Below are 22317 nucleotides of genomic sequence, written 5' to 3'. Positions count from 1 at the left end.
GAGAGATCAGCAAGAAAGAGGAAGGACGATGCAGAACGGCGGCGCTCACAAGCGCAGACCAGCCTGCTTCATGAGCGGCAGAATGCGATCACCGAAAAACTCCAGATCGGGCTTGAAGTCGAAGAAGCTCAGCTGCAGGCCGTCAATGCCTGCACGCTTGAGCTGCACGAACTGCTCGACCACCTGCTCGGGCGTGCCGATGACTTCGATGTTTCCACCTATGGCCCGACGCTTGGGCTCATCAAGACCTGCACGGCCCTTCCAGGCATGGGCATCGCTTTTGTGGCTGTTGAAGCCCTCCGGTGTGCGCAGGTCCTGATGGGCCACGATGGCATCGTGATAGGCCCAGGTCTCCTTCTCGGTCTCACGGCTGATCACCATGGGATTGAGCAAGGTGCGCACTGATCGCCCCGCGTTGCGCGCCACCTGCTTGACCCGCGCCGCATGGTCGGGCAGCACTTCGATGGCGCGCGCGAAGTCCGAGGCGCCAGGGCTGGTGATGAAAATCAGGTCCGAGTATCTGGCCGCGAATTCGATGCCCGCCTCCGAGCCCGTGGCATTGACCAGCACCGGCCGGCCATAGCGCGGCTTGGGACTCACAAAGCCGCCGCCCAGCCTCCAGGGCGAGCGGCCCGAGAACGAGAAATTCTCTTCATCGGCCCACAGGCGCTGCACCACTTCGATGAACTCCGAAGCCAGCGCATAGCGCTGGTCATGCTCGATCTGCTCCCAGCCGAACATCTTGTGCTCCACCTCGCGATGACCCGTCACCACATTGATGCCCCAGCGCCCTCCCGAGATGTGATCCAGCGTGGCGCCCCACTTGGCCAGATGCAGGGGGTGCAGAGGTCCGTAGAGCACGTGGATGGTCGAGATCAGCATGATGCGGCTGGTGACAGAAGTCAGTGCCGCCGTCGTGGCAAACGAATCCAGCGCCTGGCCATTGAAGACTCCGCCATACCCGCCCTTGGGCAGCCATTGCGACAAGGCAAACACCAGGTCGAACCCCAGCTTCTCGGCATGAAGCACCAGATCCCGGTTGTAGTCAAAACTCCAGTCGGTGCTGCGCGGCAGGGTCGAAGCACTCCAGCCACCGGCCTGTATGGGCAGAAACAGGCCGAGCAGAACCGGCTGATTGAAAGCCTTGGAAAGCGGGCTTTCGGAATATTCAAGAGGTGAAGGGAAATGCTCCCAATCCACGAGAGAGCCAGGTCGTAATGCAGAAGTCATAGATCAGCCATGGGGTCTTGATATGTGACGCAGATACTTTTCATAGAAATGAAAATACCGAATCACAGCGCCTTCCAATAATCACATGACGACCCTGATATCCCTAGCAATAATTTCGCATTTACATATTCAGAAATATGCCAAGCCCTTGCCTCTCAAGAAAATTCGAACACTCATGCCTATAGATTTTTCAAACATAAACAAGAATCTCAAAAATATAATATGCGTTCCTCTACTATCTACTAATTCACTCATGAGGCCTTTCTTATTTATTTTTCAATGATCGATATAAGAAATCAGGCTCAATAAACAGATTCCACTGAATATTTACGCCTCTATCATTCATGGATTAACACACGATTCCCCATGAATGCCACTCCACGTTTATTACGTTCGCTTTGGTCCAATGCGAAATATGCGGTCCCCACCGTGCTGGGCGTCGCCGTATTGAACTTTCTGCTGCTGCAGCTGACGCCGGGCGATGCCGCCGATGTCATGGCCGGTGAAGCCGGCGCGGCCACGGCCGAGACCCTGGCGGCACTGCGCTCGCGCTTCGGGCTCGATCTGACAGTGTTCGAGCAGTTGCAGGCCTATCTGGGCAACCTCGCCCATCTCAGCCTGGGCTTCTCGCCACGCTACAACATGCCGGTGATGGCTCTGATAGCTCAGCGCCTGCCAAGCACGCTGCTGCTGATGGGGCTGGCCCTGTCCATCGCGCTGACGCTGGGCATCGCGCTGGGCGCGGCCATGGCGTACTTCGCAGGCCGCCTGCCCGACCGCCTGCTCTCGGTGCTGTCCCTGCTGTTCTATTCGGTGCCGGGCTTCTGGGTCGGGCTGATGCTGATCGTGCTGTTCTCGGTGCAGCTGGGCTGGTTGCCCAGCGGCGGATCGGCCAGCATTGGCTCGCAGCTCAGCGGTCTGGCTGCCGTGCTGGACCAGTTGCGCTACATGGTCCTGCCTGCCACCTCGCTGGCCTTGTTCTTTGTCGCCATCTATGCGCGGCTGACACGTGCGGCCATGCTGGAGGTGCAGTCCCAGGACTTTGTGCGCACCGCAGCAGCCAAGGGCCTTTCTCCCTGGCGCATCACGCTGCGCCATGTATTGCGCAACGCCCTGCTACCCGTCACGACCATGGCGGGCATGCACCTGGGCGGCATGCTTGGCGGCGCCGTGGTCGTCGAAACCGTCTACAGCTGGCCTGGCCTGGGTCGGCTCGCGTTCGAAGCCGTGCTCAGCCGTGACTTCAATGTGCTGATGGGCGTGCTGTTTCTGTCTTCCCTGCTGGTGATCGCCGCCAATGTGCTGGTCGATCTGCTGCACGCGTGGCTGGACCCGCGCATCGAGGTTCGCTGATGTCCCTGTCATCCACACCTGATCTGCTGCAGACCGCACCGAACGCGGCTACATCGGCTGCGACTGCCGCGCGCAACGAGGCCGCAGCGCCCGAGCCGGCGCCCCCCTGGCCCAATGTGCACGCACCCGATGCAGTGCGTACCACCACCAGCGAGGCCAGTGCAGGCAGCACAAGCCAGGGCCATCGAGCACTGCGCATTTTTCTGCACAACCCAACGGCCATGCTGGGCTGCGCCTTTTTGCTGGCGGTTCTGGCGCTGGCCCTGGCTGCCCCCTGGCTTTATCCCGGCGATCCGCTGGACATGGTGGCCCAGCCCTTTCTCTGGCCAGGCCAGGACTCGCAGTTTCTGCTCGGCACCGATTCCATGGGGCGTGATGTAGCGGCCGGCATTGCCCACGGCGCCCGGATTTCGCTGCTGGTAGGCATCTCGGCAACCCTGATCGGTCTGAGCCTGGGCATCGGTATCGGCTCGATCAGCGGCTATTTCGGAGGCTGGGTCGATGACGTGCTGCAGCGCGTGGTGGTGCTGTTCCAGACCATTCCCGGCTTCATCCTGCTGGTCGTTCTGGTCGCCATTGCACAACCGGCGATAGGCACGATCGTCATGGCCATAGGTCTGGTGACCTGGCCGACCGTGGCTCGCCTGGTGCGCGCCGAGTTCCGTTCGCTGCGCGAAAAGGACTTTGTGCTGGCCGCGCGTGCCCTGGGCTACTCGCATGCCCGCATCATCCTGCGCGAAATCCTTCCCAATGCCCTGCCCCCGATCATCGTCACCTCCTCGGTCATGGTGGCCTCGGCCATTCTGCTGGAATCCGCGCTGTCCTTCATGGGCATGGGCGACCCCAATGTCGTCAGTTGGGGCAGCATGATCGGCGCGGGGCGCGAGCTGCTGCGTACCGCCTGGTATCTGACCGCCGCGCCGGGCCTGGCCATAGTGTTTGCCGTGCTGGCCTTCAACCTCATCGGCGACGGCCTCAACGACGCGCTGAACCCACGTTTTTCGCAGGAGCGCTGAATGAGCGGACAGACCTTGCTCGATGTACGCGGGTTGAGCATCCGTTTCCCGCAGCATGATCCGGTGCGTGGACTGAGCTTTTGCGTCAATGCTGGTGAGACCCTGGCCATCGTCGGCGAGTCGGGCTCGGGGAAATCGCTGACAGCACTGGCGCTCATGAGGCTGCTGCCGCGCGCGGCGCGTATCGCCGAAGGCGAAGTCCGTTTCAACGGCCACGATCTGTTGCAGCTGAACGAGCAATCGATGCGACGTCTGCGTGGACGCGAGATCGGCATGATCTTTCAGGAGCCCATGACATCGCTCAACCCCGTCTACTCCGTCGGCTGGCAGATCGCCGAGGTGCTGCGCCAGCATGAGGGACTTTCCGCCAGGTCGGCGCGGCTGCGCGCCGTGGAGCTGCTGGACACCGTCCGTATCCCCGATCCCCAGCGGCGGGTGGACGACTTTCCGCATCAGCTCTCAGGTGGCATGCGCCAGCGCGTGATGATCGCCATGGCCATTGCCTGCAGCCCGCGCCTGCTGATTGCGGACGAGCCGACCACGGCCCTTGACGTGACCATCCAGGCCCAGGTGCTGGATCTGCTGGATCGCCTGCGCAAGGAACTGTCCATGGGTTTGATTCTGATCACCCATGACCTGGGCGTGGTGTCGCAATGGGCCGATCGCGTGGTCGTCATGTATGCCGGCCGCGAGGTCGAGCAGGCAAGCCCCGGCCCGCTTTTCGAGCACCCCCTGCATCCCTATACCCGGGGTCTGCTGGCTGCATCGCCGCGGCTGCAGCCCGGAGCGCATTATCAGGACGGCCCCCTGAGCGAAATTCGCGGCAGTATCGCCTCGGCCATCGGCCAGCAAGGTTGTGCCTTCGCCCCGCGCTGCCCGCACACCCAGGCCTATTGCCGCATCGCCGTGCCGCCACTGATGGATGCCGGACCAAAGCGCCTCAGTGCTTGCCCCGTCACCTTGCCTGCCGCTGCCACGCAGAACGCCAATTTTTCCTAGGATTGCCATGAGCCTGCTGAACGTCAGCGATCTTCAGACCCATTTCAAATTGCCCAAGGGCGTGCTGCGCGCCGTGGACGGCGTTTCCTTCACCGTGGAACGCGGCGAAACCGTGGGCCTGGTGGGCGAGTCGGGTTGCGGCAAATCCACCCTGGGTCGCAGCCTGCTGCGGCTCGAAACACCGACGGCAGGGCATATCACGCTCGACGGGCAGGACATCCTGCCGCTCAAGGGCGCCCAGTTGCGCGGCCTGCGCAAGCGCATGCAGATGATCTTCCAGGACCCGTTCGCCTCGCTGAATCCGCGCCACAGCATTGGCAGCATTCTCGAGACACCGTTGCAGGTGCATGGCCTCGGTGATCGTTCCCAGCGCCGCAGGCAAGTGGAGCAGTTGCTCGACCGCGTAGGCCTGCCGCGCAGCGCTTTGAGTCGTTACCCGCATGAATTCTCGGGCGGCCAGCGCCAGCGCCTGGGCATTGCACGGGCTCTGATGCTGCAGCCAGATCTGGTGGTCTGCGACGAGCCGGTGTCAGCCCTGGACCTGTCGATTCAGGCCCAGATTCTGAACCTTCTGGTCGAGATGAAACGCGAGTTCGGTCTCTCCTACCTGTTCATCTCGCACGATCTGTCCGTGGTGCAGTATTTTGCCGACCGCGTGCTAGTCATGTATCTGGGGCGCATCGTCGAGAGCGCCGATCGCCGCAGCCTTTGGAGCACTCCTCGCCACCCCTACACCCAGGCCTTGATCGATGCCGTGCCCGACCCATCCCGCCACCGGCAGGCAGCCCCGCTGAGCGGCGATCTCCCAAGTCCGCAGAACCTGCCGTCGGGCTGCCGTTTCCATCCTCGCTGCCCCAGGGCCAGCGAACTGTGCCTGAGGCAGGAGCCTGCACTGACCGATCTGGGAGGCGGCCACCAGGTCGCTTGCCACCATCCACAGACCTCTGTGATTTCCTTTCTCCACTAACCACCGATCAAAGCCATCTCCATGACCTATCGCTATCTGGGCCGCAGCGGCCTCAAAGTCTCCCGCCTCGCACTGGGCACCATGATGTTTGGAGGCCCCACCGATGAAAAGACCTCGCATGAGATCATCGCCAGGGCCAAATCCCAGGGCATCAACTTCATCGATACCGCCGACGTCTATCAAAAGGGCGTGACCGAGCAGGTTGTGGGTCGTGCCCTGGCCGCAGACCGCAACGACTGGGTTCTGGCGACCAAGTTCGGCAACCCGCTAGGCGAAGGCCCCAATCGTGCCGGCACCTCGCGCAAATGGATCATCGAATCGGTGGAAAACAGCCTGCGCCGCCTTGGCACAGACTACATTGACCTGCTGTACTTTCATCGCGCAGATTTCGATGCCCCGCTAGGCGAGGCAGTCCGCGCCATCGGCGATCTGATCCGCGCCGGTAAGCTGCGCTACTTTGGCCTGTCCAACTTCCGCGGCTGGCGCATTGCCGAGGTGGCGCACCTGGCCGATGCCGAAGGCATAGACCGCCCCATCGCCAGCCAGCCGCTCTACAACATCGTCAACCGCACGGCCGAAGCAGAGCAGTTGCCGGCGGCTGCAGCCTATGGACTGGGCGTGGTCTCCTACAGCCCTCTCGCGCGAGGCGTGCTGACAGCCAAGTACCCGAGCCTGGAAACTGCCGATCCTGGCTCACGCGCCGCACGCAAGGACAAACGCCTGCTGGAGACCGAGTGGCGTCCCGAATCCATCGACATCGCTGCCGAAATCAAACAGCACACCGACGCGCGCGACATCAGCACCGTCGATTTTGCTCTGGCCTGGGTGCTCAACAACCGCCTGATCACCTCTGCAATTGCCGGCCCCCGCACTCCCGAGCAGTGGGAAGGCTATATCCGTGCCCTGAACTACCGGTTCACTGCCGAGGACGAAGCCCTGGTCAACCGCCTGGTAGCTGCCGGCCATCCTTCAACACTGGGCTTCACCGACCCCGGTCACCCTGTGGAAGGCCGCATTCCCTACGTTGCCGCCGCATAGGCCGGCAGACGCCTCTGCAGGCACCATCGTGAAACTTCTGCCTGACCTGGCTTTCACGGTGGCGTCTGCCGCTCAAAGTCCGAAACAGGCCATCACCGATGAATGCATTCGTCACACCTCTGCGGCAAGCCGCGGCCGCACAGGAATCTGCAGCGCCATCCGCTCGCCCAGGCCGCACAGACATACTCTCGGGTCTGCCGCAGCTCGCCGCAGCCATTGCTCCCGGCGCGGCGCAGCGCGAGCTGCAGCGCGAAGCCCCTTTTGCGGCTTTTGATCTGCTGCGTGCTTCAGGCATAGGGGCACTGCGCATAGGTCGCGAGCAAGGCGGCCCCGGCGGATCCATCGCCGATGTCATCGAGGTGGTTGCCACGCTCGCTGCAGCAGATTCGAACGTTGCCCATGCACTGCGCACTCACTTCAACACGACCGAGCTGCTGCGCCTGGACCGAAGCCCTTCGCCGCTGGCACAGCGCCAGATCGGCTGGGTGCTGGAAGGCAAGCTGTTCGGCGGTGCATTCACCGAGCTGGGCACGGCACGCGCAGGTATCAGTACCTCGACACTGCGGCGCGAGGGAGAACACCACCGCCTCAATGGCAAAAAGTACTACGCCACCGGAACCGCCTATGCGGACTATTTCAATGTCTTTGCCGTCAACGCACAGGAGCAGGGCATCACGGCTGTGATACCCGTTCAGCGCGAAGGCGTACGCGTGCTCGACGACTGGGACGGCATGGGCCAGCGCCTGACGGCCAGCGGCAGCGTGGAGCTGGACAATGTGCTGGTGTACGACGACGAGATCAGTCCCAGCTCCCGTGAGCAATTGCCTGGCCGCCATGCTTCGGCACTACGACAGCTGATTCTGGTGGCCACCGCAGCCGGCATAGTGCGCAACCTCTTTAGCGATGCACGTCACTATGTACTGCACCTCGGACGCCCGGCCATGCACAGTCCTGCCGAGCGTTCGTGCGATGATCATTTCGTGCAGGCCGTGGTGGGAGAGCTGGCCGCAGCCAGCTATGCCATAGACCAGTTGGTGGCAGAAAACGCCCGCCAGCTCGACCTGGGCGCCGAGGCACTGCTGCTGGAGCATGACGACACCGAGAACATCGTGCTGCATGGCGCACTGGCCACGGCCAAGACACAGCTCGTCGTCAGCCGCCTGGCTCTCAACGCCGCCGAGCGGCTGTTCGAGGTTGGTGGAGCCTCGGCCACCTCACGCAAGCTGAATCTGGACAGGCACTGGCGCAATCTGCGCACCATCTTCAGCCACAACCCCTTGCTGCACAAATCACGGGTCGTGGGCGACTACGAGCTCAATGGCACACGTACCCATCTGGAAGAGGGTCGCGTCTTCTAGAGCTGCACACAATCGCAGCCGGCCTCTGGCCGAGCAGGTATCCGACTCTCTCAGAGAGGTTGCCCCAAAGCACACGTAGTCCGTCAACCTGTTGCGCAGCAGTGCTGCCGAACGCAGGCGCGGGCAGGACCTCAAGGAGACCACAGTCCAAACCGGTGCATGTCCGCTGGCACGGGATTTGCCTTGTTACAAGCGCGCAGGTTCGCGCAAGTTTCATAGCAAAGATCGAAGGCTAGCCGCTACATGCCAGTCAAAACAACAACTGCGTCTCGTATCCTCTTCGCCGCTCTGGCCACCGCCGGAGCTTCCGCCGCACCCGCACAAAGCAGCGTGCAGATCTATGGCCGTCTCAACACCTCGCTCGAGCACCAGAAGGTCGGCGCCAACAGCCTGACCGGACTGCTCAACAACAACTCGCGCTTTGGCTTTGTGGGCAGCGAAGACCTGGGCGGCGGCCTCAGGGCCGGCTTTCAGCTCGAATCCGGCTTTGAGTCCGACACCGGTGCCGGCACAGGCAGCACCGGCGCGCTGGCCTTTCAGCGCCAGAGCGAAGTCAACCTATCGGGCAGCCTGGGCAAGCTGCGTCTGGGCCGCTTCGGTGCCGCCACCTATTTCGGCATTGCCGACTATGGTGCGCTGGACGAACCCAACCACGACACCGGAGCCATCGCCGATGCGCTCTACGACTATGTGATGCGCAACACCAACAAGATTGCCTACCGCAGCCCGGTCATGGCCGGACTGACGGTGGAAGCCCAGGCATCGCTGCACGAAAAGACGGCTGGCACCGTGCAGAAGAACGGCTATGACCTCTATGCCAACTGGGAACGCGGCGCGCTGGCCCTGGGGGCGGGCTTTACCCAGCTGGGCGACGACAGGCAGTTCGCCCTGCGCGGCCATTACCTCTGGAACGCTCTGCAGATCGGCGCCTACTACCAGCGTTCGGACAACGGTTCAGGCTCGCTGTGCAGCCATGGCGGTGCCGGCTGCGGCAGCCGCGATGCGGCACGCGTGACCGCGGTTTACCGGGTCGGCGCTTCGGAAGTCGCCCTGGGCTACGGCTGGGCCAGCCGCTGGAGCCATGTGCCCGGCAGCAGCGCACGCCAGTGGATTCTTGGCTACAACCACCACCTGAGCAAGCGCACCAAGCTCTACGCGGCCTACACGCGCATCGACAACGGATCCGGCGTGGCCTATGGCTATAACTTCAAGGGTGGTGTGGGCCATGGGCAGGATGCCAGCAGCCTGAGCATCGGTCTGCGCCACGCGTTCTAGACCTCTGCTTGAGTGGCGGGCGCGTGCCATGTTGCTGGTGGGCATGGTGCGCGCCCTGCTTCCTCAAAGAAATGAGCTGATCGCGCTTTCTGTGACGGGGCCAGAAGCTGATCTGGCCTGAAGTTTCTGTTTCAGATCGCTTCTGCCACTGGCTGGTTTGGGCGACATGCCTTGGACACGGGCAGACAGGCAACCGCAAACTCCGGCAGAACTTACGCCAACAAGAATGCAACAAGGGCCTGGGTGCAGAAGCAGTCGCCCAGCCTGAACCCGCTTCTGCGTAAGCCGTGTCCAGAACAAAAAAGCCCGCCAACCAATCGGCCAGCGGGCTTTCGCAGCCAAGCGGCTCAACGGCCTTACTCGGCAACCTCTGCAGAGGTCTCCGCGCGCACATCGAATTCCACCTTCCAGCGCTCGCTTCCGCCCACGGGAACGGCATTGAGTTCCAGGGTGCCGATATCGGTCACGCGCGCCTCCAGGGTCACGGGCACCACCTCGCCGGCCGCACGGCCGGCGGCGGGCAGATTCAGCTCGATCTCCTGCAGCTCCACCAGCTCTTCGGGCGACCAGAAGTCCAGCATGGCGCCGACCTGATCGGTGCGGCGCACGGACGAGCCGAAGAAGCGCAGACGCACGGGCTCGCCCACGACCAGGCCGAACTCTTCGTCAGGCAGCGCGACTTCCGTGCCCTCTTCCATGCCGAACGGTGCCAGGCACAGGGCGGACAGGGGCGGCTCCATGCCGGGGATGGCGGGCATATTGCTCTCCACGCCCACGTAGTAGGACTGGGCCGTGCCGCCGCGAATGCGCACGCCGCGGCCGCTGGTGGCGATATGGCCGTAATAGGCCGCGCCACGCGCCACGGCCAGATCGAGGTTGGCACCGTCCAGCAGACGCGCGGGCTCGCAGGCCTCGTCGTCCAGCCAGCCGTTGATGACTTCCAGAATGCGCTGCTCGATCTGCGGCGCCTTGAGCACGCCGCCGTTGAACAGAATGGCCGTGGGATGCAGAAAGGTGGAGCCGTCGATCTGATCGCCGTTCAGGCCCTCGATCTCGGCCAGCGCATGAACCTGGCGGCTCAGAAAGGCCGCCAGATGGCGCGTGACGGCGGCATCCTGCGCATAGGGCAGGCCCAGCTGCGTGAGCGCGCCGCGCGCACGGGTCTTGGGTTTGTCGCTGACGGCCACCTTGGGGAAAAAGCCCTCGACCAGCATGGCCAGCACTTCGTCCTTGGTGACTTCGGTGCGGATGCTGCCGCCGATGAGCTTGCTGCCCCGGCTGGGTACGACCACGGGCACGGCCTGCAGGCTGCTATCTGCCAGCAACTGCTCCTTGGCAACGCGGCAGCCATGGGCCAGCGCGCGGGTTTGCCAGGCATCCAGCTGCTTGCCCTCGGTCGCCAGCTTGCGTGCCACGCCATAGGCCAGGGCCAGGTCCATGTTGTCGCCGCCCAGCAGAATGTGTTCGCCCACGGCAATGCGCTGCAGCTCCAGATTGCCTTCGCGCTCCAGCACCGCGATCACCGACAGGTCGGTGGTGCCGCCGCCCACGTCCACGACGAGGATGATGTCGCCATGCCGGACCTGCTTGCGCCATTGGCCGCCGCTGGCCTGGATCCAGCTGTACAGCGCGGCCTGGGGTTCTTCGAGCAGCGTCAGTCTGGCAAAACCTGCGGCCTTGCAGGCCTCGGCCGTCAGCTCGCGCGCGGCGGGGTCGAACGATGCCGGGATGGTGACGGTAATGTCCTGCTGCTCGAACGGGGCCTCTGGATGGGCTTGCTCCCAGGCGCGGCGCAGATGCTCGAGATAGCGGGTGGAAGCGGTCAGCGGCGAGATGCGGCTGACTTCCTCGGGGGCATCGGCGGGGAGAATGCCGGCGCGGCGATCGACGCCGGGGTGGCAGAGCCAGCTCTTGGCGCTGCTGACCAGGCGGATGGGCGTGGCCGCGCCACGGCTGCGGGCAAATTCACCGGTGATGAAATCGCCGGGCGCGCCGGGCAAGCTGCGCTCGGCCTCGGTCAGCTCGCTCTGGTGCGGCAGATAGAGAAAGGACGGCAGCAGGGGCCTGGCCTCGACACTGCCTGGAGCCGTGAGCTGGGGGATGTCCAGCACGCCCTGCACCACCTTCTCGCCATCGCTGGCGGTCTTGTTCACATAGGACAGCGCGCAGTGCGTGGTGCCCAGATCGATGCCGATGCTGAACCGAGCGCCGGCAGATGGAACATCGACCTGTGCAGCAGCGCCTTGCGGCTGAGCGCCAGCAGCCACGGGCGCGGCCTGGGGGGCCGCACCGGATGCGGCAATGGAGGCAAACATGTTCATGGTTTACAGCTCCACTTCGGCCTGGGCGATGACCTTGGCGGCCTGGCTGTCGATGAGCTGAGGCAGCTTGACCTCCGTCACCAGCCAGCCACGGTGGGACAGCGTGCCGGTGAACGGTGCATGACCGACCACATTGCCTGTCAGGCGCACGGCAGCGGCGTCAAAGCCGGCCAGCAATGTGATGCGCGAACCTTCGGCTTCGCTGCGCACGGGGCTCAGTGTGAAATGCTCGCGCAGCACCTTGCGGCAGCCTTCATGCACCACGCGTGCGGCAGCGCCGATTTCGGCATCGGTATAGGGGGCGACGTCTTCCTGGATGAAGTCCACAAAGCGGGCTTCGCGCTGCATCAGTCCCAGCAACTGCAGGGCGGCGCTGTCGGTGACGACGAGTTTTTCCACCTCGACGCGTTTTTCGACCGGAACCTCGACGGTCTTCTCCACGATTTTCTCGACCGGCACTTCGACGCGGACCTCGACGATCTTCTCGACCGGCACTTCCACGCGCACTTCCTTGGGCGCGACGTCGGCGGCAAAGGCCTCACCGGCGCGCACACGGGTCACGTCGGCGGCCAGACGGCCGTTACCGAGGATGGCAAAGAAACTGCCGATCGCGATGGCGATGCGGCTCAGGAATGAGGGGGGAGTATTGGCAGTCATGGAGTCTGTCTCAAAACGGGTTCACGCACGCACAATCATTCTGTGGCGCCCTTGCGGGCTGGGCTGCGCGAACCGAAAACGGAGCCTGACCAGGCGGCAGCAGCACGGCCGGCCCTGGCGACACAAGGCTGGACGCGTCGCAAACGGATGCGCGCGGGCCTGTGCAATAGGCGCAGATATTACCCAAAAAGCCCGATCTGCCTTCCCGCTATGGCTTTGCCGCGCCTGCGGCCGCACCGAAGCGCGCGCTGCAGGGTCATACGCCGCAAGCATGACCTTCTTCCGTTTCATCGTTATGAAGCCGCCGCCATTTGCCGGATAGTTGCTGCAGGACATTGACAGACAGGCCGTTGCGGCCACAGGTCCTGCCGGTTCACGGGCTGCAGCAATGCGCGGCACCAGGAACGACCGAACAACAACAGCATTGCGTTTTCCATACGCCCACTTTCCGAGGAGCCCCCCCCATGCGCCTGATGACCGCGAACCTGACGCTGGCATGTACCGCCCTTGTAGCCGCCATGACCACCTTCGGTGCCCAGGCCCAGACCGCCCCCGGCAGCACGCTGGAGAAGCTGCAAAAGACCGGCAAGGTGGTCATAGGCGTGCGCGAGAGCTCCGCCCCCATGGCCTATGCCATAGGCGCCAACCACCGCTTCACCGGCTACCACGTGGAGCTGTGCGAGAAGGTTCTGGCCCAGATCGTGCCCAGCGCCAAGATCGAATACATGGCCATTACCGCGCAGAACACCATGCCTCTGGTGCAGAACGGCACGGTGGATCTGGGCTGCGGCCCCACGACCAACAACCTCAGCCGCCAGAAGCAGGTCGCCTTTGCCGTCACCACCTATGTCAGCCAGGTGCGCATGGCCGTGCGTGCGGACTCGCCCGTGACCTCGTTCAAGCAGCTCGACGGCAAGACCGTGGCAGCCTCGGCCGGCACCACCGCCGTGCAGCTGCTGCGCAAATACAGCCATGAGAACAATGTCAAGCTGCCGACCCAGCTGGGCAAGGACCACTTCGAGAGCTTTCTGATGCTGGAGTCCGGCCGCGCGGACGCCTTCGTGCTCGACGACAACCTGCTGGCCGGGGTGATCGCCAACGCCAAGGACCCCAAGGGCTACAAGATCGTGGGCGAGGCGCTGGGATCGGAGCCCATCGCGCTGCTGATGCGCAAGGACGATCCCGGCTTCAAGAAGGCCGTGGACGATGCCCTGGTGCGCATGATGAAGTCCGGCGAAGTGGCAAAGATCTACGACAAATGGTTTATGCAGCCCATTCCGCCCAAGGAGATGCCGCTGAACCTGCCCATGAGCGAGACGCTCAAGCAGCTGCTGCAAGCACCCAATGACAAGCCGCTGGAAGCCTACAACAGCTGAAGCAACCACCGGCCTGCGCTTGGATCCATGCTTTATTGATAGCTGGTTGCGCATGCTGGTAAAGCACTTCAGACATATTCATTGCTCAATCCCTTGAAGGAGCTGCGCTAGCAGCTCCTTTTTTACATTACAGCGGTGCAGAGGAAGCGAACTCCTGCGCGACCTGCTTGAGCCAGCCCTGGAAGGCCTGCAGTGGCGGATAGGCCGAGCGGCTGGTCGGCCAGGCCAGGTAATAGCGTTCGGCGCTTTGCACCTCGGGCAGTTGCGGCAGGGCCTGGACCAGATCGCCGGCCTGCAGCTCGCGCAGGATCAGAAACTTGGGCAGCAGCGCCACGCCCACGCCGGCAATCGCCGCCTGCGCCGCCGTGGCGAACTGATCGAACAGCATGCCCTGCATATCACCGCCCTGGCAGCCCTGGCTGCCGAACCAGCGCTGCCAGGCATCAGGACGCGACGCCAGATGCAGCAGCGGCGCGCGCAGCAGGTCCTGGGGCCGGGCAAAACCATGGCGGGCCGCCACATCGGGGCTGCAGGCCGGCACCACGGTCTCGCTCATGAGGAACTCCAGCTCCGCGCCCGGCCAGTTCGGCAGCCCGAAATGAATGGCAGCATCCACGGCTTCAAGCTGGAAATCGAACTGCGACAGCCGCGTGGTCAGATTGATGGTGATGCCTGGATGGGCACTGAAGAACTGCGGCAGCCGCGGCGCCAGCCAGCGTGTACCAAAGGTCGGCAGGATGGCCAGGTTCAGGCTGCCGCCCTGGGGATTGGTGCGAAAGCCCAGCGTGGCATTGGAGATGCGCGCCAGGGCGGCGCGAATCTCCTGCGCATAGACCTGACCCGCAGCGCTCAGGCGCACGGTCTGGCGCTCGCGCACGAACAGCTCGGTGCCCAGCCGCTCCTCCAGCGCCCGGATCTGGCGGCTGACGGCACTTTGCGTGAGATGCAGTTCGGCGGCCGCCGCGGTAAAGCTCTGGTGCCGCGCCGAAGCCTCGAAGGCGCAGAGCAGGGACATGGGGGGCAGAAAGCGACGGGATAGCTGCATGGAACGAACCGGTAAATGTGGGGGCTGCCAGCAGGTTCATTCCGTTTAGGTATGACCTGGAGGCAGGATTATCGTTTGACCAAAGTCATGGCGACGCACAACATCCTGCATATTCCTGCGGCCACGCCAGCGGCGCGGCCATCCCACGACCCCCAAGACCCTTCTGTTCCGTCATGAGCGCCACGCCCCACGCCTCTTCCACAGCTGCCCGATTTGTCTCCTCCAACGAGATCCGCACGCGCTTCTCGCGCGCCATGTCCGAGATGTACCGCAAGGAAGTGCCCCAGTACGGCACGCTGATCGACCTGGTTGCCGATGTCAACGCTCTGACGCTGCAGGCCGATCCCGAGCTGCGCCAGCGCATGAGCAGCAGCGGCGAGCTTGAGCGCCTGGATGTGGAGCGCCATGGCGCCATCCGCGTGGGCACGGCCGAGGAACTGGCCACGCTGCGCTGCCTGTTCGCCGTGATGGGCATGGAACCCGTGGGCTATTACGACCTCTCGGTGGCCGGCGTTCCCGTGCACTCCACCGCCTTTCGCCCCGTTCACGACGAGGCACTGCTGGCCAACCCGTTTCGCGTCTTCACCTCGCTGCTGCGTCTGGAGCTGATCGCCGATGAGGCGCTGCGCGCGCAGGCCGCCGAGATCCTCCAGCGCCGTCGCATCTTCACGCCGCGCGCACTGGAGCTCATTGCCCAGGCCGAGCGTGACGGCGGCCTGGACAGCGGCGATGCCGACGCCTTTGTGCAGCAGGCCCTGGAGACCTTCCGCTGGCACAGCGACGCCACCGTGGATGCCGCGACCTACAACGCCCTGCAGAAAGCCCACCGCCTGGTGGCCGATGTGGTGTGCTTCAAGGGACCCCACATCAACCATCTGACGCCGCGCACGCTGGACATCGACCTGGCCCAGGCCGATATGCCCGCGCGCGGCATGGATGCCAAGGACGTGGTCGAAGGCCCGCCGCAGCGCGCCTGCCCGATCCTGCTGCGCCAGACCAGCTTCAAGGCGCTCAAGGAGGCCGTGCGCTTTACCGATGCCGACGCCAACGCGGACAATGCCGGCGCCCATACCGCCCGCTTTGGCGAGATCGAGCAGCGCGGCGTCGCGCTGACACGCAAGGGCCGCGCTCTGTACGACGAGCTGCTGGGTCTGGTGCGCGGCATAGACAGCGCGGGCAGCGCCGCGCCCGACTATGCACACCGCCTGCAACAGGTCTTCACGCAGTTTCCCGACACCCACGAGGAACTTCGCCGCCAGGGTCTGGCCTTCTACCGCTACAGCCTGACCGAACATGCTCAGGCTCAGTTGCCCCAGGACGCTGCCGAGGCAGATCTGGAAGCGCTGATCGGCAAGGGACTGGTGCAGGCCGAGCCGATCACCTATGAGGATTTCCTGCCCGTGAGCGCGGCCGGCATCTTCCAGTCCAACCTCGGCGGCGAGGAGCAAAAGCAATACCAGGCCCATGCCGCGCAGCAGGTCTTCGAGAGCGCACTGGGCGCACGCGTGCATGACGAAATCGCCTTGTACGAGGCCAGCGAGCAACAATCCAGGGCTCAGGTTCTCGGGCTGCTGTCGGGAGCTGCGGCATGAGTCAGGACAGCGCACTGGCACCCTTTGCCGTCGTGTTTGCCGAGCCTGCGGGATCGCCGATACGCGAGCTGTTTCCCTATCTTTCTCGCCCCGGCATGATCTCGCTGGCCGGCGGCTATCCATCGCCCAGCCTCTTCGATGCCGAAGGCCTGGCCCAGGCCGCCGCGCAGGCCATGACACAGGGTCCGGGCGCGCTGCAATATGGCGCCACCGAAGGCCTGAGCGAACTGCGTGAGGCCCTGGCGCAGCAGGCGCGCGAGCGCGGCATGCAGGCGACGGCCGCCGACATACTGGTGACCACCGGATCGCAGCAGGCCTTTGACCTGCTGGTGCGCGTGCTCGTCGAGCCCGGCGACACGGTGCTGGTCGAGGTGCCCGCCTATCCGGCCACGCTGCAGGCTCTGCGTCTGGCGCAGGCGCGCATCCTGCCCATTCCCATGGACGAGCAAGGCCTGCAGACCAAAGCCCTGGCCGATCTGCTGGCCGCATTGCCCGCCGACCAGCGTCCCAAGCTGCTCTACACCGTGCCGAACTTCTCCAACCCGCGCGGCACGCTGCTGGCGGCCGAGCGCCGCGAGGCTCTGGTGCAACTGGCCAGGCAGCACGGCTTCTGGGTGGTCGAGGACGATCCCTATGGCGAGCTGCGCTTCGACGATGCCGACAGTCTCCCCCAGGCCATGCCTGGCACCGTACGCGCCGCGGGCGAGCGGCTGGCGGCGGACGGCAGCAACCCGGTGGTCTATCTGTCCAGCCTGTCCAAGACCGTGGCGCCCGCGCTGCGCGTGGGCTGGATGCTGGCCGACGCGCCGCTGCTGCGCCGCTGCACGGTGGCCAAGCAGACGGCCGACCTGTGCACCTCGCCGCTGACGCAGTCGGTCGCCGCCTGCTATCTGGCCAGCGGGCGCTACCCGGCCACCGTGCAGCGCGCGCGCCAGGAATACCAGCGACGCATGCAGGCCCTGGTCCAGGGCTTGAACGCGGCGCCGGACAGCGGCATACGCTGCTCGCGCCCCGCAGGCGGCATGTTTGTCTGGGCCGAGCTGGACCGCCGCATCGATCCTCAAAAGCTCTTCGACGCCGCCGTGGCCCTGGGCGTGATTTATGTCCCAGGCAAGGCCTTCTATCCGGCCGACCCCGACCTGCACACGCTGCGCATGTCGTTTGCCGCACCCGAAGTGCCGCAGATCGCACAGGCCGTTGAGCGTCTGTGCCAGGCCGCAGCGCAAAGCCGCTGAGATAGAGCCCTCCTGTGCCGCTTCGCGTCTTCCCCCTCTCCGGCTTCGCCGGAGGGGGACGGCACCGACGCTGCGGGGCGGCCCTTGCGCGGCGCCCGGCCATGCACAGCGCCATGAAATAACGGACAAGCAGGGGGTCATCTGCACCAGCCCGGGCCGCGCGGCATAATCGGGGCTCTGACACCTTCCCTGCCATGGCCTGCCTGCACCTGTCCACCGCCGCCCGCCTGCGCCGCTTTGCCCTTGCTGCAGAGCTGTCCGCGCGTGCCTGCGTGCTGCGTGCGCTACACACCCGCCGCCATGGCATTCCCACCGCATTCGTGAGCCTGAGCGGTGTCACGGCCATGCTTTCCGCCGCCGTGCGGAAGGCTTGAAGCACACAGCTCACATCCTCCGCACGGCCTTCCAGAAAAGCATTTCCCTGGTGCATGGGAGAGGTACGTCCACGCCTTCGCGGCCCTGTACTGCCACGCGCACCGCATCTTGCTCAAAGGACGATCCGGAGGTCAGCCATGGACATGGAACTCACTCAAAATTTCTTGCGCGGCAAAAATCCCTGTGCCATGGGTTACCGCTGGTTTGTGCGCAACAACCTGGCCGGCGGGGACTACCAGGCTGCCATGGACACCCAGGTGGCCGCAGGCCGTGTGGAAGATGCACGCTGGCTGCTGGAGAACTTCGGCTCCACCAACAGCGTGCTGGAGCTCGAGCATCTGGAGGCCGACCACTTCGTCTATGCCGGCACGCTGATCGTGCACGGCGATGTGCGCGTCACCGGCCAGCTGCTGGTAGGCCGCAGCCTGCAGGCGGGCGGCGGCCTACGGGCGGGCAAGCTCGAAGCGGGCGAAGAGATTCAATGCGGCGGCGCCATCTTTGCCAGTGAACTTCTGCAGGCCGGCGGCAGCATCAAGGCGGCCTGGAGCGTGGAGGTGCAAGGCGAGGTGCGCGCCGAAGACCTGCGCTGTGGCTGGGAGCTGCGCGGCGGCGGCCATGTAAAGCTCAAGGGCAATGCCCATATCGGCCAGGAGGTGCAGGTGCAAGGCGATATGCACTGCGGCAAGGGCCTGAAAGCAGGCGGCGCCATCGAGGTGCAGGGCCTGCTCGATGTAGGCCACGGCATTGCCGGCAACGACGCCATCCTCTGCGGCAACCATATTCAGGCCGGCTGGGGCATCAAGGCCCAGGGCGATATCCGCGCGGCCTGCAGCATCCGCAGCGGCGAGACCCTGCAGGCCGATGGCGAGATCGCGGCCGGCCCGGGCTATGGCGTGTTTGCCGGCATGAATGTGCAGATGCAGGCCTGGCCCGACTGCGCCTGGGTGCGTGCGCTCAAAAAGCCCGAGGCGCTGATCAGCGGCTTCTGGGAAGGCCGACCGACCTTCGCCTAGACGCTGGCCGGGTTACCGGGCAAACAGGCAAAATAGCTTTTTTGACCCAAGGCTGGCGCCCAGCGTCCGCCTGTTGATAAGAGAGTCTGCCCCGTGTTTACCGGCATCATTCAGGCCGTGGCAAAGATTGCCGCGCTGCGCGACCAGGACGGCCTGCGCACCTTCATCATGGAGTTCCCCGAAGGCTTCTGCCAGGATCTGGCCATTGGCGCCAGCGTCTCGCATGACGGCGTCTGCCTGACGGTGACCGAAAACCTCTCGCCCACCAGCGCCAGCTTTGATGTGATGCTGCAAAGCCTGAACATCACCACGCTGGGCAGCTGCAAGGCCGGCGACACGCTCAATGTGGAGCGCGCCGCCAAGGACGGTGCCGAGATTGGCGGCCACCCGCTGTCGGGCCATGTGGACTTCATGGCGCCGCTGCTGGAGGTGATGCAGACCGAGACCAATCACAAGATCCGCTTCGGCATTCCCGAGGCCTTTCGCCCCTATGTGTTTGCCAAGGGCTATATCGCCGTCAACGGCGCCAGCCTGACAGTGGCCGAAGTGAACCGCAAGGAGGGCTGGTTCGAGGTCTGGCTGATTCCCGAAACCCTGCGCATGACGGTGTTCGGCGACAAGAAGGTCGGCGATCTGGTCAATATCGAGATCGAGCGCAGCACCCAGGTGGTGGTCGATACCGTGCGCGAAACCGTGGAAGCCAGCCTGGGCCGGCTCAAGCCCGTGCTCGAAGCCCTGCTGCAGGAAAAAGGACTGAGCCTTGACGACTTCGTGGACGTGCCACAACTGCCCAGACAATAGCCCTGGCCACGGGATAAGCGCCGGAACATCTTCCGGCGCCTGTCCATCCGTTGCTGCCGCCCCTCTTGTCAGAGCGCGGGTTTGAAGCGCTTGAGCCGCAGTGCGTTGGAGAGCACGAATACGCTGGACAGCGCCATGGCCCCAGCGGCAAACACGGGCGACAGCAGCATGCCGTTGAACGGATAGAGCAGTCCAGCCGCCACCGGTATCAGCGCCACGTTGTAGGCAAAGGCCCAGAACAGGTTCTCGCCAATGTTCTTCATGGTGGCCTTGGACAGCGCGATCGCATTCGGCACACCCGAGAGATCGCCCGACATCAGCACCACATCGGCCGCCTCGATGGCGATATCGGTGCCCGTGCCTATGGCAATGCCCACATCGGCTTCGGCCAGGGCCGGTGCGTCGTTGATGCCATCGCCCACATAGGCCAGCGTGCCATGCTCGGCCTTGAGGCGCTTCACACTCTCGACCTTGCCGCCGGGCAGCACCTCGGCCACCACCTCGTCAATGCCCAGCTGCCTGGCGATCGCCTCGGCCGTGTGACGGTTGTCGCCGGTGATCATGGCCACCTTCAGGCCCAGAGCGTGCAAGGCATCGATCGCGGCTTTGCTGGTGGGCTTGATCGGATCGGCCACGGCAATCATGGCCGCCACCCGTCCGCCGATGGCTGCATACAGCGGCGTCTTGCCTTCGCTGCCCAGGCGCTCGGCCTCGGCCGCAAAGCCGTCAACGCTCAGGCCAATTTCGCGCATGAACCGGTCGGCGCCGATCTCCACCTGGTCGCCCAGCACCACGGCACGCACGCCGAAACCGGTCACCGATGCGAAATCGCTGATGGCCGGAATCTCCAGCCCTTCGGCCTTGGCCGCATCGACAATGGCACGCGCAATCGGGTGCTCGCTACGGTCTTCCACGGCAGCCACCTGCGCCAGCACGGCGCCGCGCTCAAAGCCGTCGGCCAGCACCAGATCGGTCAGCTCGGGACGGCCACGGGTCAGCGTGCCGGTCTTGTCCACCGCCACCACCCTGGCATCCTTGAGCTGCTGCAGTGCCTCGCCCTTGCGCAGCAGCACTCCCATTTGCGCGGCACGCCCGGTTCCCACCATGATGGAAGTCGGCGTGGCCAGCCCCATGGCACAGGGGCAGGCAATGATGAGCACGGCCACGGCATTGACCAGGGCAAAGCTCAGTGCGGGATCGGGACCCCAGATCAGCCATATGACAAAGGTCAGCAGGGCCGCGGCCATGACGGCCGGCACAAACCACATGGTGATCTTGTCCACCAGCGCCTGGATCGGCAGCTTGCTGCCCTGGGCCTGCTCCACCATGCGAATGATCTGTGCCAACAGCGTATCGGCACCCACCTTGGTGGCTCTGAAAGCCAGCGCACCGTTCTGATTGACCGTGCCGCCCACCACTTCGGCGCCCTCGACCTTCTCGACCGGCACGGGCTCGCCGCTGATCATGGATTCGTCGACAAAGCTGCGGCCTTCAATGACCTCACCATCGACGGGAATGCGCTCGCCGGGACGCACTTCGATCAGATCGCCGGCACGCACCTGGGCGATATCGATTTCCTGGACATGGCCGCCCTTGCGCACGCGCGCGGTCTTGGCCTGCAGCTGCACCAGGCGGCGAATGGCCTCCGAGGTATTGCCCTTGGCACGCGCCTCCAGAAAGCGGCCCAGCAGGATCAGTGCCACGATGACGGCCGCGGCTTCGAAGTACACATTCACGGTGCCTGCAGGCAGCCATTGCGGCACAAAGGTCGCGACCACCGAATAGGCGAATGCCGCCGAGGTGCCCACCGCGACCAGCGAATTCATGTCGGGCGCTGCGCGCAGCAGCGCGGGCACGCCTTTCTCGAAAAAGCGCCGCCCCGGCCCGAACAGCACCACGGCCGTCAGCGCGAACTGGATGTACCAGCTGTTCTGCGTGCCGATGCTGCCCGCAATCCAGTGGTGAAACGCGGGCACCATGTGACCGCCCATTTCCAGCAGAAACACGGGCAGTGCGAACAGGGTCGCAAAGATCAGGGAACGCTTGAGCGATTCGAGCTCCTGTGCCTGGCGCTGGGCTGTGGCGTCCTCGCCAGTCGCGCCGGCGCTGTGCGCCACGGGCTGCGCTTCATAGCCGGCCTTTTCAATCGCCGCGATCAGGGCGCCCACCGTCACGCCGCCCTGCAGCTGCACGCTGGCACGTTCGGTCGCGAGATTCACCACCGCCTCCTGCACTCCGGGCACCTTCTTGAGCGCACGCTCCACACGGCCGACGCAGGACGCGCAGGTCATGCCGTTCACCTGCAGATCCACGCTTTGCGCGGGCACCGCGTAGCCCGCTTTTTCGATCGCCGCCACAGCCTGCGGCAGGATGGCCGCAGCCTGCGCCGGATCGGCCACGGTGAGGCTGGCTTTTTCCGTGGCCAGATTGACCACGGCCTCCTGCACACCGGGCACTTTCTTGAGCGCCCGCTCCACCCGGCCCACGCAGGAAGCGCAGGTCATTCCTTCCACAGACAGCTCAAAGGCTCCGCTTTTGGTCAGTGCATTCATCGCGTTCTCCATTCACGTTGAAGGCCACTGTAGAGATTGACATCATGTAAAGGTCAAGCCCCCGGCAAAAACCTCTTTCGGCAGGGTGCAAACAGGCGGAGTTTGGCTTGAGTG

The 22317-nt window shown here is 64.4% G+C and carries 18 protein-coding genes; 13 read left to right on the top strand and 5 right to left on the bottom strand.

Translation table 11 applies throughout. The features are described from left to right. Positions 1 to 45: 45 nt before the first annotated feature. Positions 46 to 1230 (bottom strand): LLM class flavin-dependent oxidoreductase, encoded by a 1185-nt coding sequence (locus FSY59_RS05290; protein ID WP_050871746.1) that lies wholly within the window; start codon positions 1228 to 1230, stop codon positions 46 to 48. Positions 1231 to 1596: 366 nt separating this feature from the next. On the opposite strand from FSY59_RS05290, the gene FSY59_RS05285 reads away from it, so the two are divergent. From FSY59_RS05285 to FSY59_RS05255, 7 genes are all read left to right on the top strand, one after another. Then, positions 1597 to 2583, top strand: a complete 987-nt coding sequence (locus tag FSY59_RS05285; RefSeq protein ID WP_003058887.1) for an ABC transporter permease — start codon at positions 1597 to 1599, stop codon at positions 2581 to 2583. Next, complete coding sequence (locus FSY59_RS05280; RefSeq protein ID WP_003058889.1) at positions 2583 to 3599, top strand: ABC transporter permease; 1017 nt, start codon at positions 2583 to 2585, stop codon at positions 3597 to 3599. Before FSY59_RS05285 ends, FSY59_RS05280 begins: the two co-directional genes overlap by 1 nt. Continuing rightward, complete coding sequence (locus FSY59_RS05275; protein WP_003058891.1) at positions 3600 to 4598, top strand: ABC transporter ATP-binding protein; 999 nt, start codon at positions 3600 to 3602, stop codon at positions 4596 to 4598. Between the two features lie 7 nt (positions 4599 to 4605). Beyond that, positions 4606 to 5565 (top strand): ABC transporter ATP-binding protein, encoded by a 960-nt coding sequence (locus FSY59_RS05270; RefSeq protein WP_043370803.1) that lies wholly within the window; start codon positions 4606 to 4608, stop codon positions 5563 to 5565. A gap of 21 nt (positions 5566 to 5586) precedes the next feature. Continuing rightward, on the top strand, positions 5587 to 6603 hold the full coding sequence (locus FSY59_RS05265) for an aldo/keto reductase (RefSeq protein WP_003058894.1): 1017 nt from the start codon (positions 5587 to 5589) through the stop codon (positions 6601 to 6603). A 98-nt stretch (positions 6604 to 6701) separates the two neighbouring features. Next, the gene (locus tag FSY59_RS05260) at positions 6702 to 7961 is read left to right on the top strand and encodes an acyl-CoA dehydrogenase family protein (RefSeq protein ID WP_050871748.1); all 1260 of its coding nucleotides are present in this window, start codon (positions 6702 to 6704) and stop codon (positions 7959 to 7961) included. 243 nt (positions 7962 to 8204) lie between these two features. Beyond that, positions 8205 to 9236, top strand: a complete 1032-nt coding sequence (locus FSY59_RS05255) for a porin (RefSeq protein ID WP_148728628.1) — start codon at positions 8205 to 8207, stop codon at positions 9234 to 9236. 356 nt (positions 9237 to 9592) lie between these two features. On the opposite strand, the gene FSY59_RS05250 is transcribed toward FSY59_RS05255, so the two are convergent. Next, positions 9593 to 11557 carry an Hsp70 family protein gene (locus tag FSY59_RS05250; RefSeq protein ID WP_148728627.1) on the bottom strand — a complete coding sequence of 655 codons (1965 nt, stop codon included), beginning with the start codon at positions 11555 to 11557 and terminating at the stop codon, positions 9593 to 9595. A gap of 3 nt (positions 11558 to 11560) precedes the next feature. Next, positions 11561 to 12214 (bottom strand): DUF2760 domain-containing protein, encoded by a 654-nt coding sequence (locus tag FSY59_RS05245; protein ID WP_003058908.1) that lies wholly within the window; start codon positions 12212 to 12214, stop codon positions 11561 to 11563. 464 nt (positions 12215 to 12678) lie between these two features. On the opposite strand from FSY59_RS05245, the gene FSY59_RS05240 reads away from it, so the two are divergent. Beyond that, entirely contained in the window at positions 12679 to 13590 is a 912-nt protein-coding gene (locus tag FSY59_RS05240; RefSeq protein WP_003058910.1) for a transporter substrate-binding domain-containing protein, read from the top strand. A 127-nt stretch (positions 13591 to 13717) separates the two neighbouring features. Here FSY59_RS05240 and FSY59_RS05235 read toward each other — a convergent pair whose 3' ends face one another. Then, positions 13718 to 14635, bottom strand: coding sequence for a LysR family transcriptional regulator (locus FSY59_RS05235; protein WP_050871751.1), 918 nt, complete (start codon positions 14633 to 14635; stop codon positions 13718 to 13720). Between the two features lie 173 nt (positions 14636 to 14808). Here FSY59_RS05235 and FSY59_RS05230 point away from each other — a divergent pair, with 173 nt between their 5' ends. The 5 genes from FSY59_RS05230 to FSY59_RS05210 all read left to right on the top strand — a co-directional run bounded on the left by FSY59_RS05230 (position 14809) and on the right by FSY59_RS05210 (position 19651). Next, positions 14809 to 16227: a VOC family protein gene (locus tag FSY59_RS05230; protein ID WP_148728626.1), complete on the top strand. Its 1419-nt coding sequence runs from the start codon at positions 14809 to 14811 to the stop codon at positions 16225 to 16227. After that, complete coding sequence (locus FSY59_RS05225; protein ID WP_148728625.1) at positions 16224 to 17462, top strand: PLP-dependent aminotransferase family protein; 1239 nt, start codon at positions 16224 to 16226, stop codon at positions 17460 to 17462. The genes FSY59_RS05230 and FSY59_RS05225 overlap by 4 nt, the downstream gene beginning before the upstream one ends. Before the next feature lie 194 nt (positions 17463 to 17656). Beyond that, a complete protein-coding gene (locus FSY59_RS05220; RefSeq protein ID WP_003058919.1) occupies positions 17657 to 17836 on the top strand; it encodes a hypothetical protein in 180 nt (59 codons plus the stop codon). Positions 17837 to 17980: 144 nt separating this feature from the next. Then, entirely contained in the window at positions 17981 to 18850 is an 870-nt protein-coding gene (locus tag FSY59_RS05215) for a FapA family protein (protein WP_255439174.1), read from the top strand. 93 nt (positions 18851 to 18943) lie between these two features. Next, positions 18944 to 19651 (top strand): riboflavin synthase, encoded by a 708-nt coding sequence (locus tag FSY59_RS05210; RefSeq protein ID WP_003058924.1) that lies wholly within the window; start codon positions 18944 to 18946, stop codon positions 19649 to 19651. Positions 19652 to 19719: 68 nt separating this feature from the next. Here the strand turns inward: FSY59_RS05210 and FSY59_RS05205 are convergent, their stop codons facing one another. Next, on the bottom strand, positions 19720 to 22203 hold the full coding sequence (locus FSY59_RS05205) for a heavy metal translocating P-type ATPase (protein WP_148728623.1): 2484 nt from the start codon (positions 22201 to 22203) through the stop codon (positions 19720 to 19722). Between the last annotated feature and the right edge of the window lie 114 nt (positions 22204 to 22317).

The organism is Comamonas sp. Z3 (genome assembly GCF_008121565.1).
In the GTDB taxonomy this organism is placed as follows: Bacteria; Pseudomonadota; Gammaproteobacteria; order Burkholderiales; family Burkholderiaceae_C; genus Comamonas; species Comamonas brasiliensis.
The sequence above is the reverse complement of the archived record's forward strand: the minus strand, read 5'-3'. Positions and strand labels throughout refer to the sequence as shown.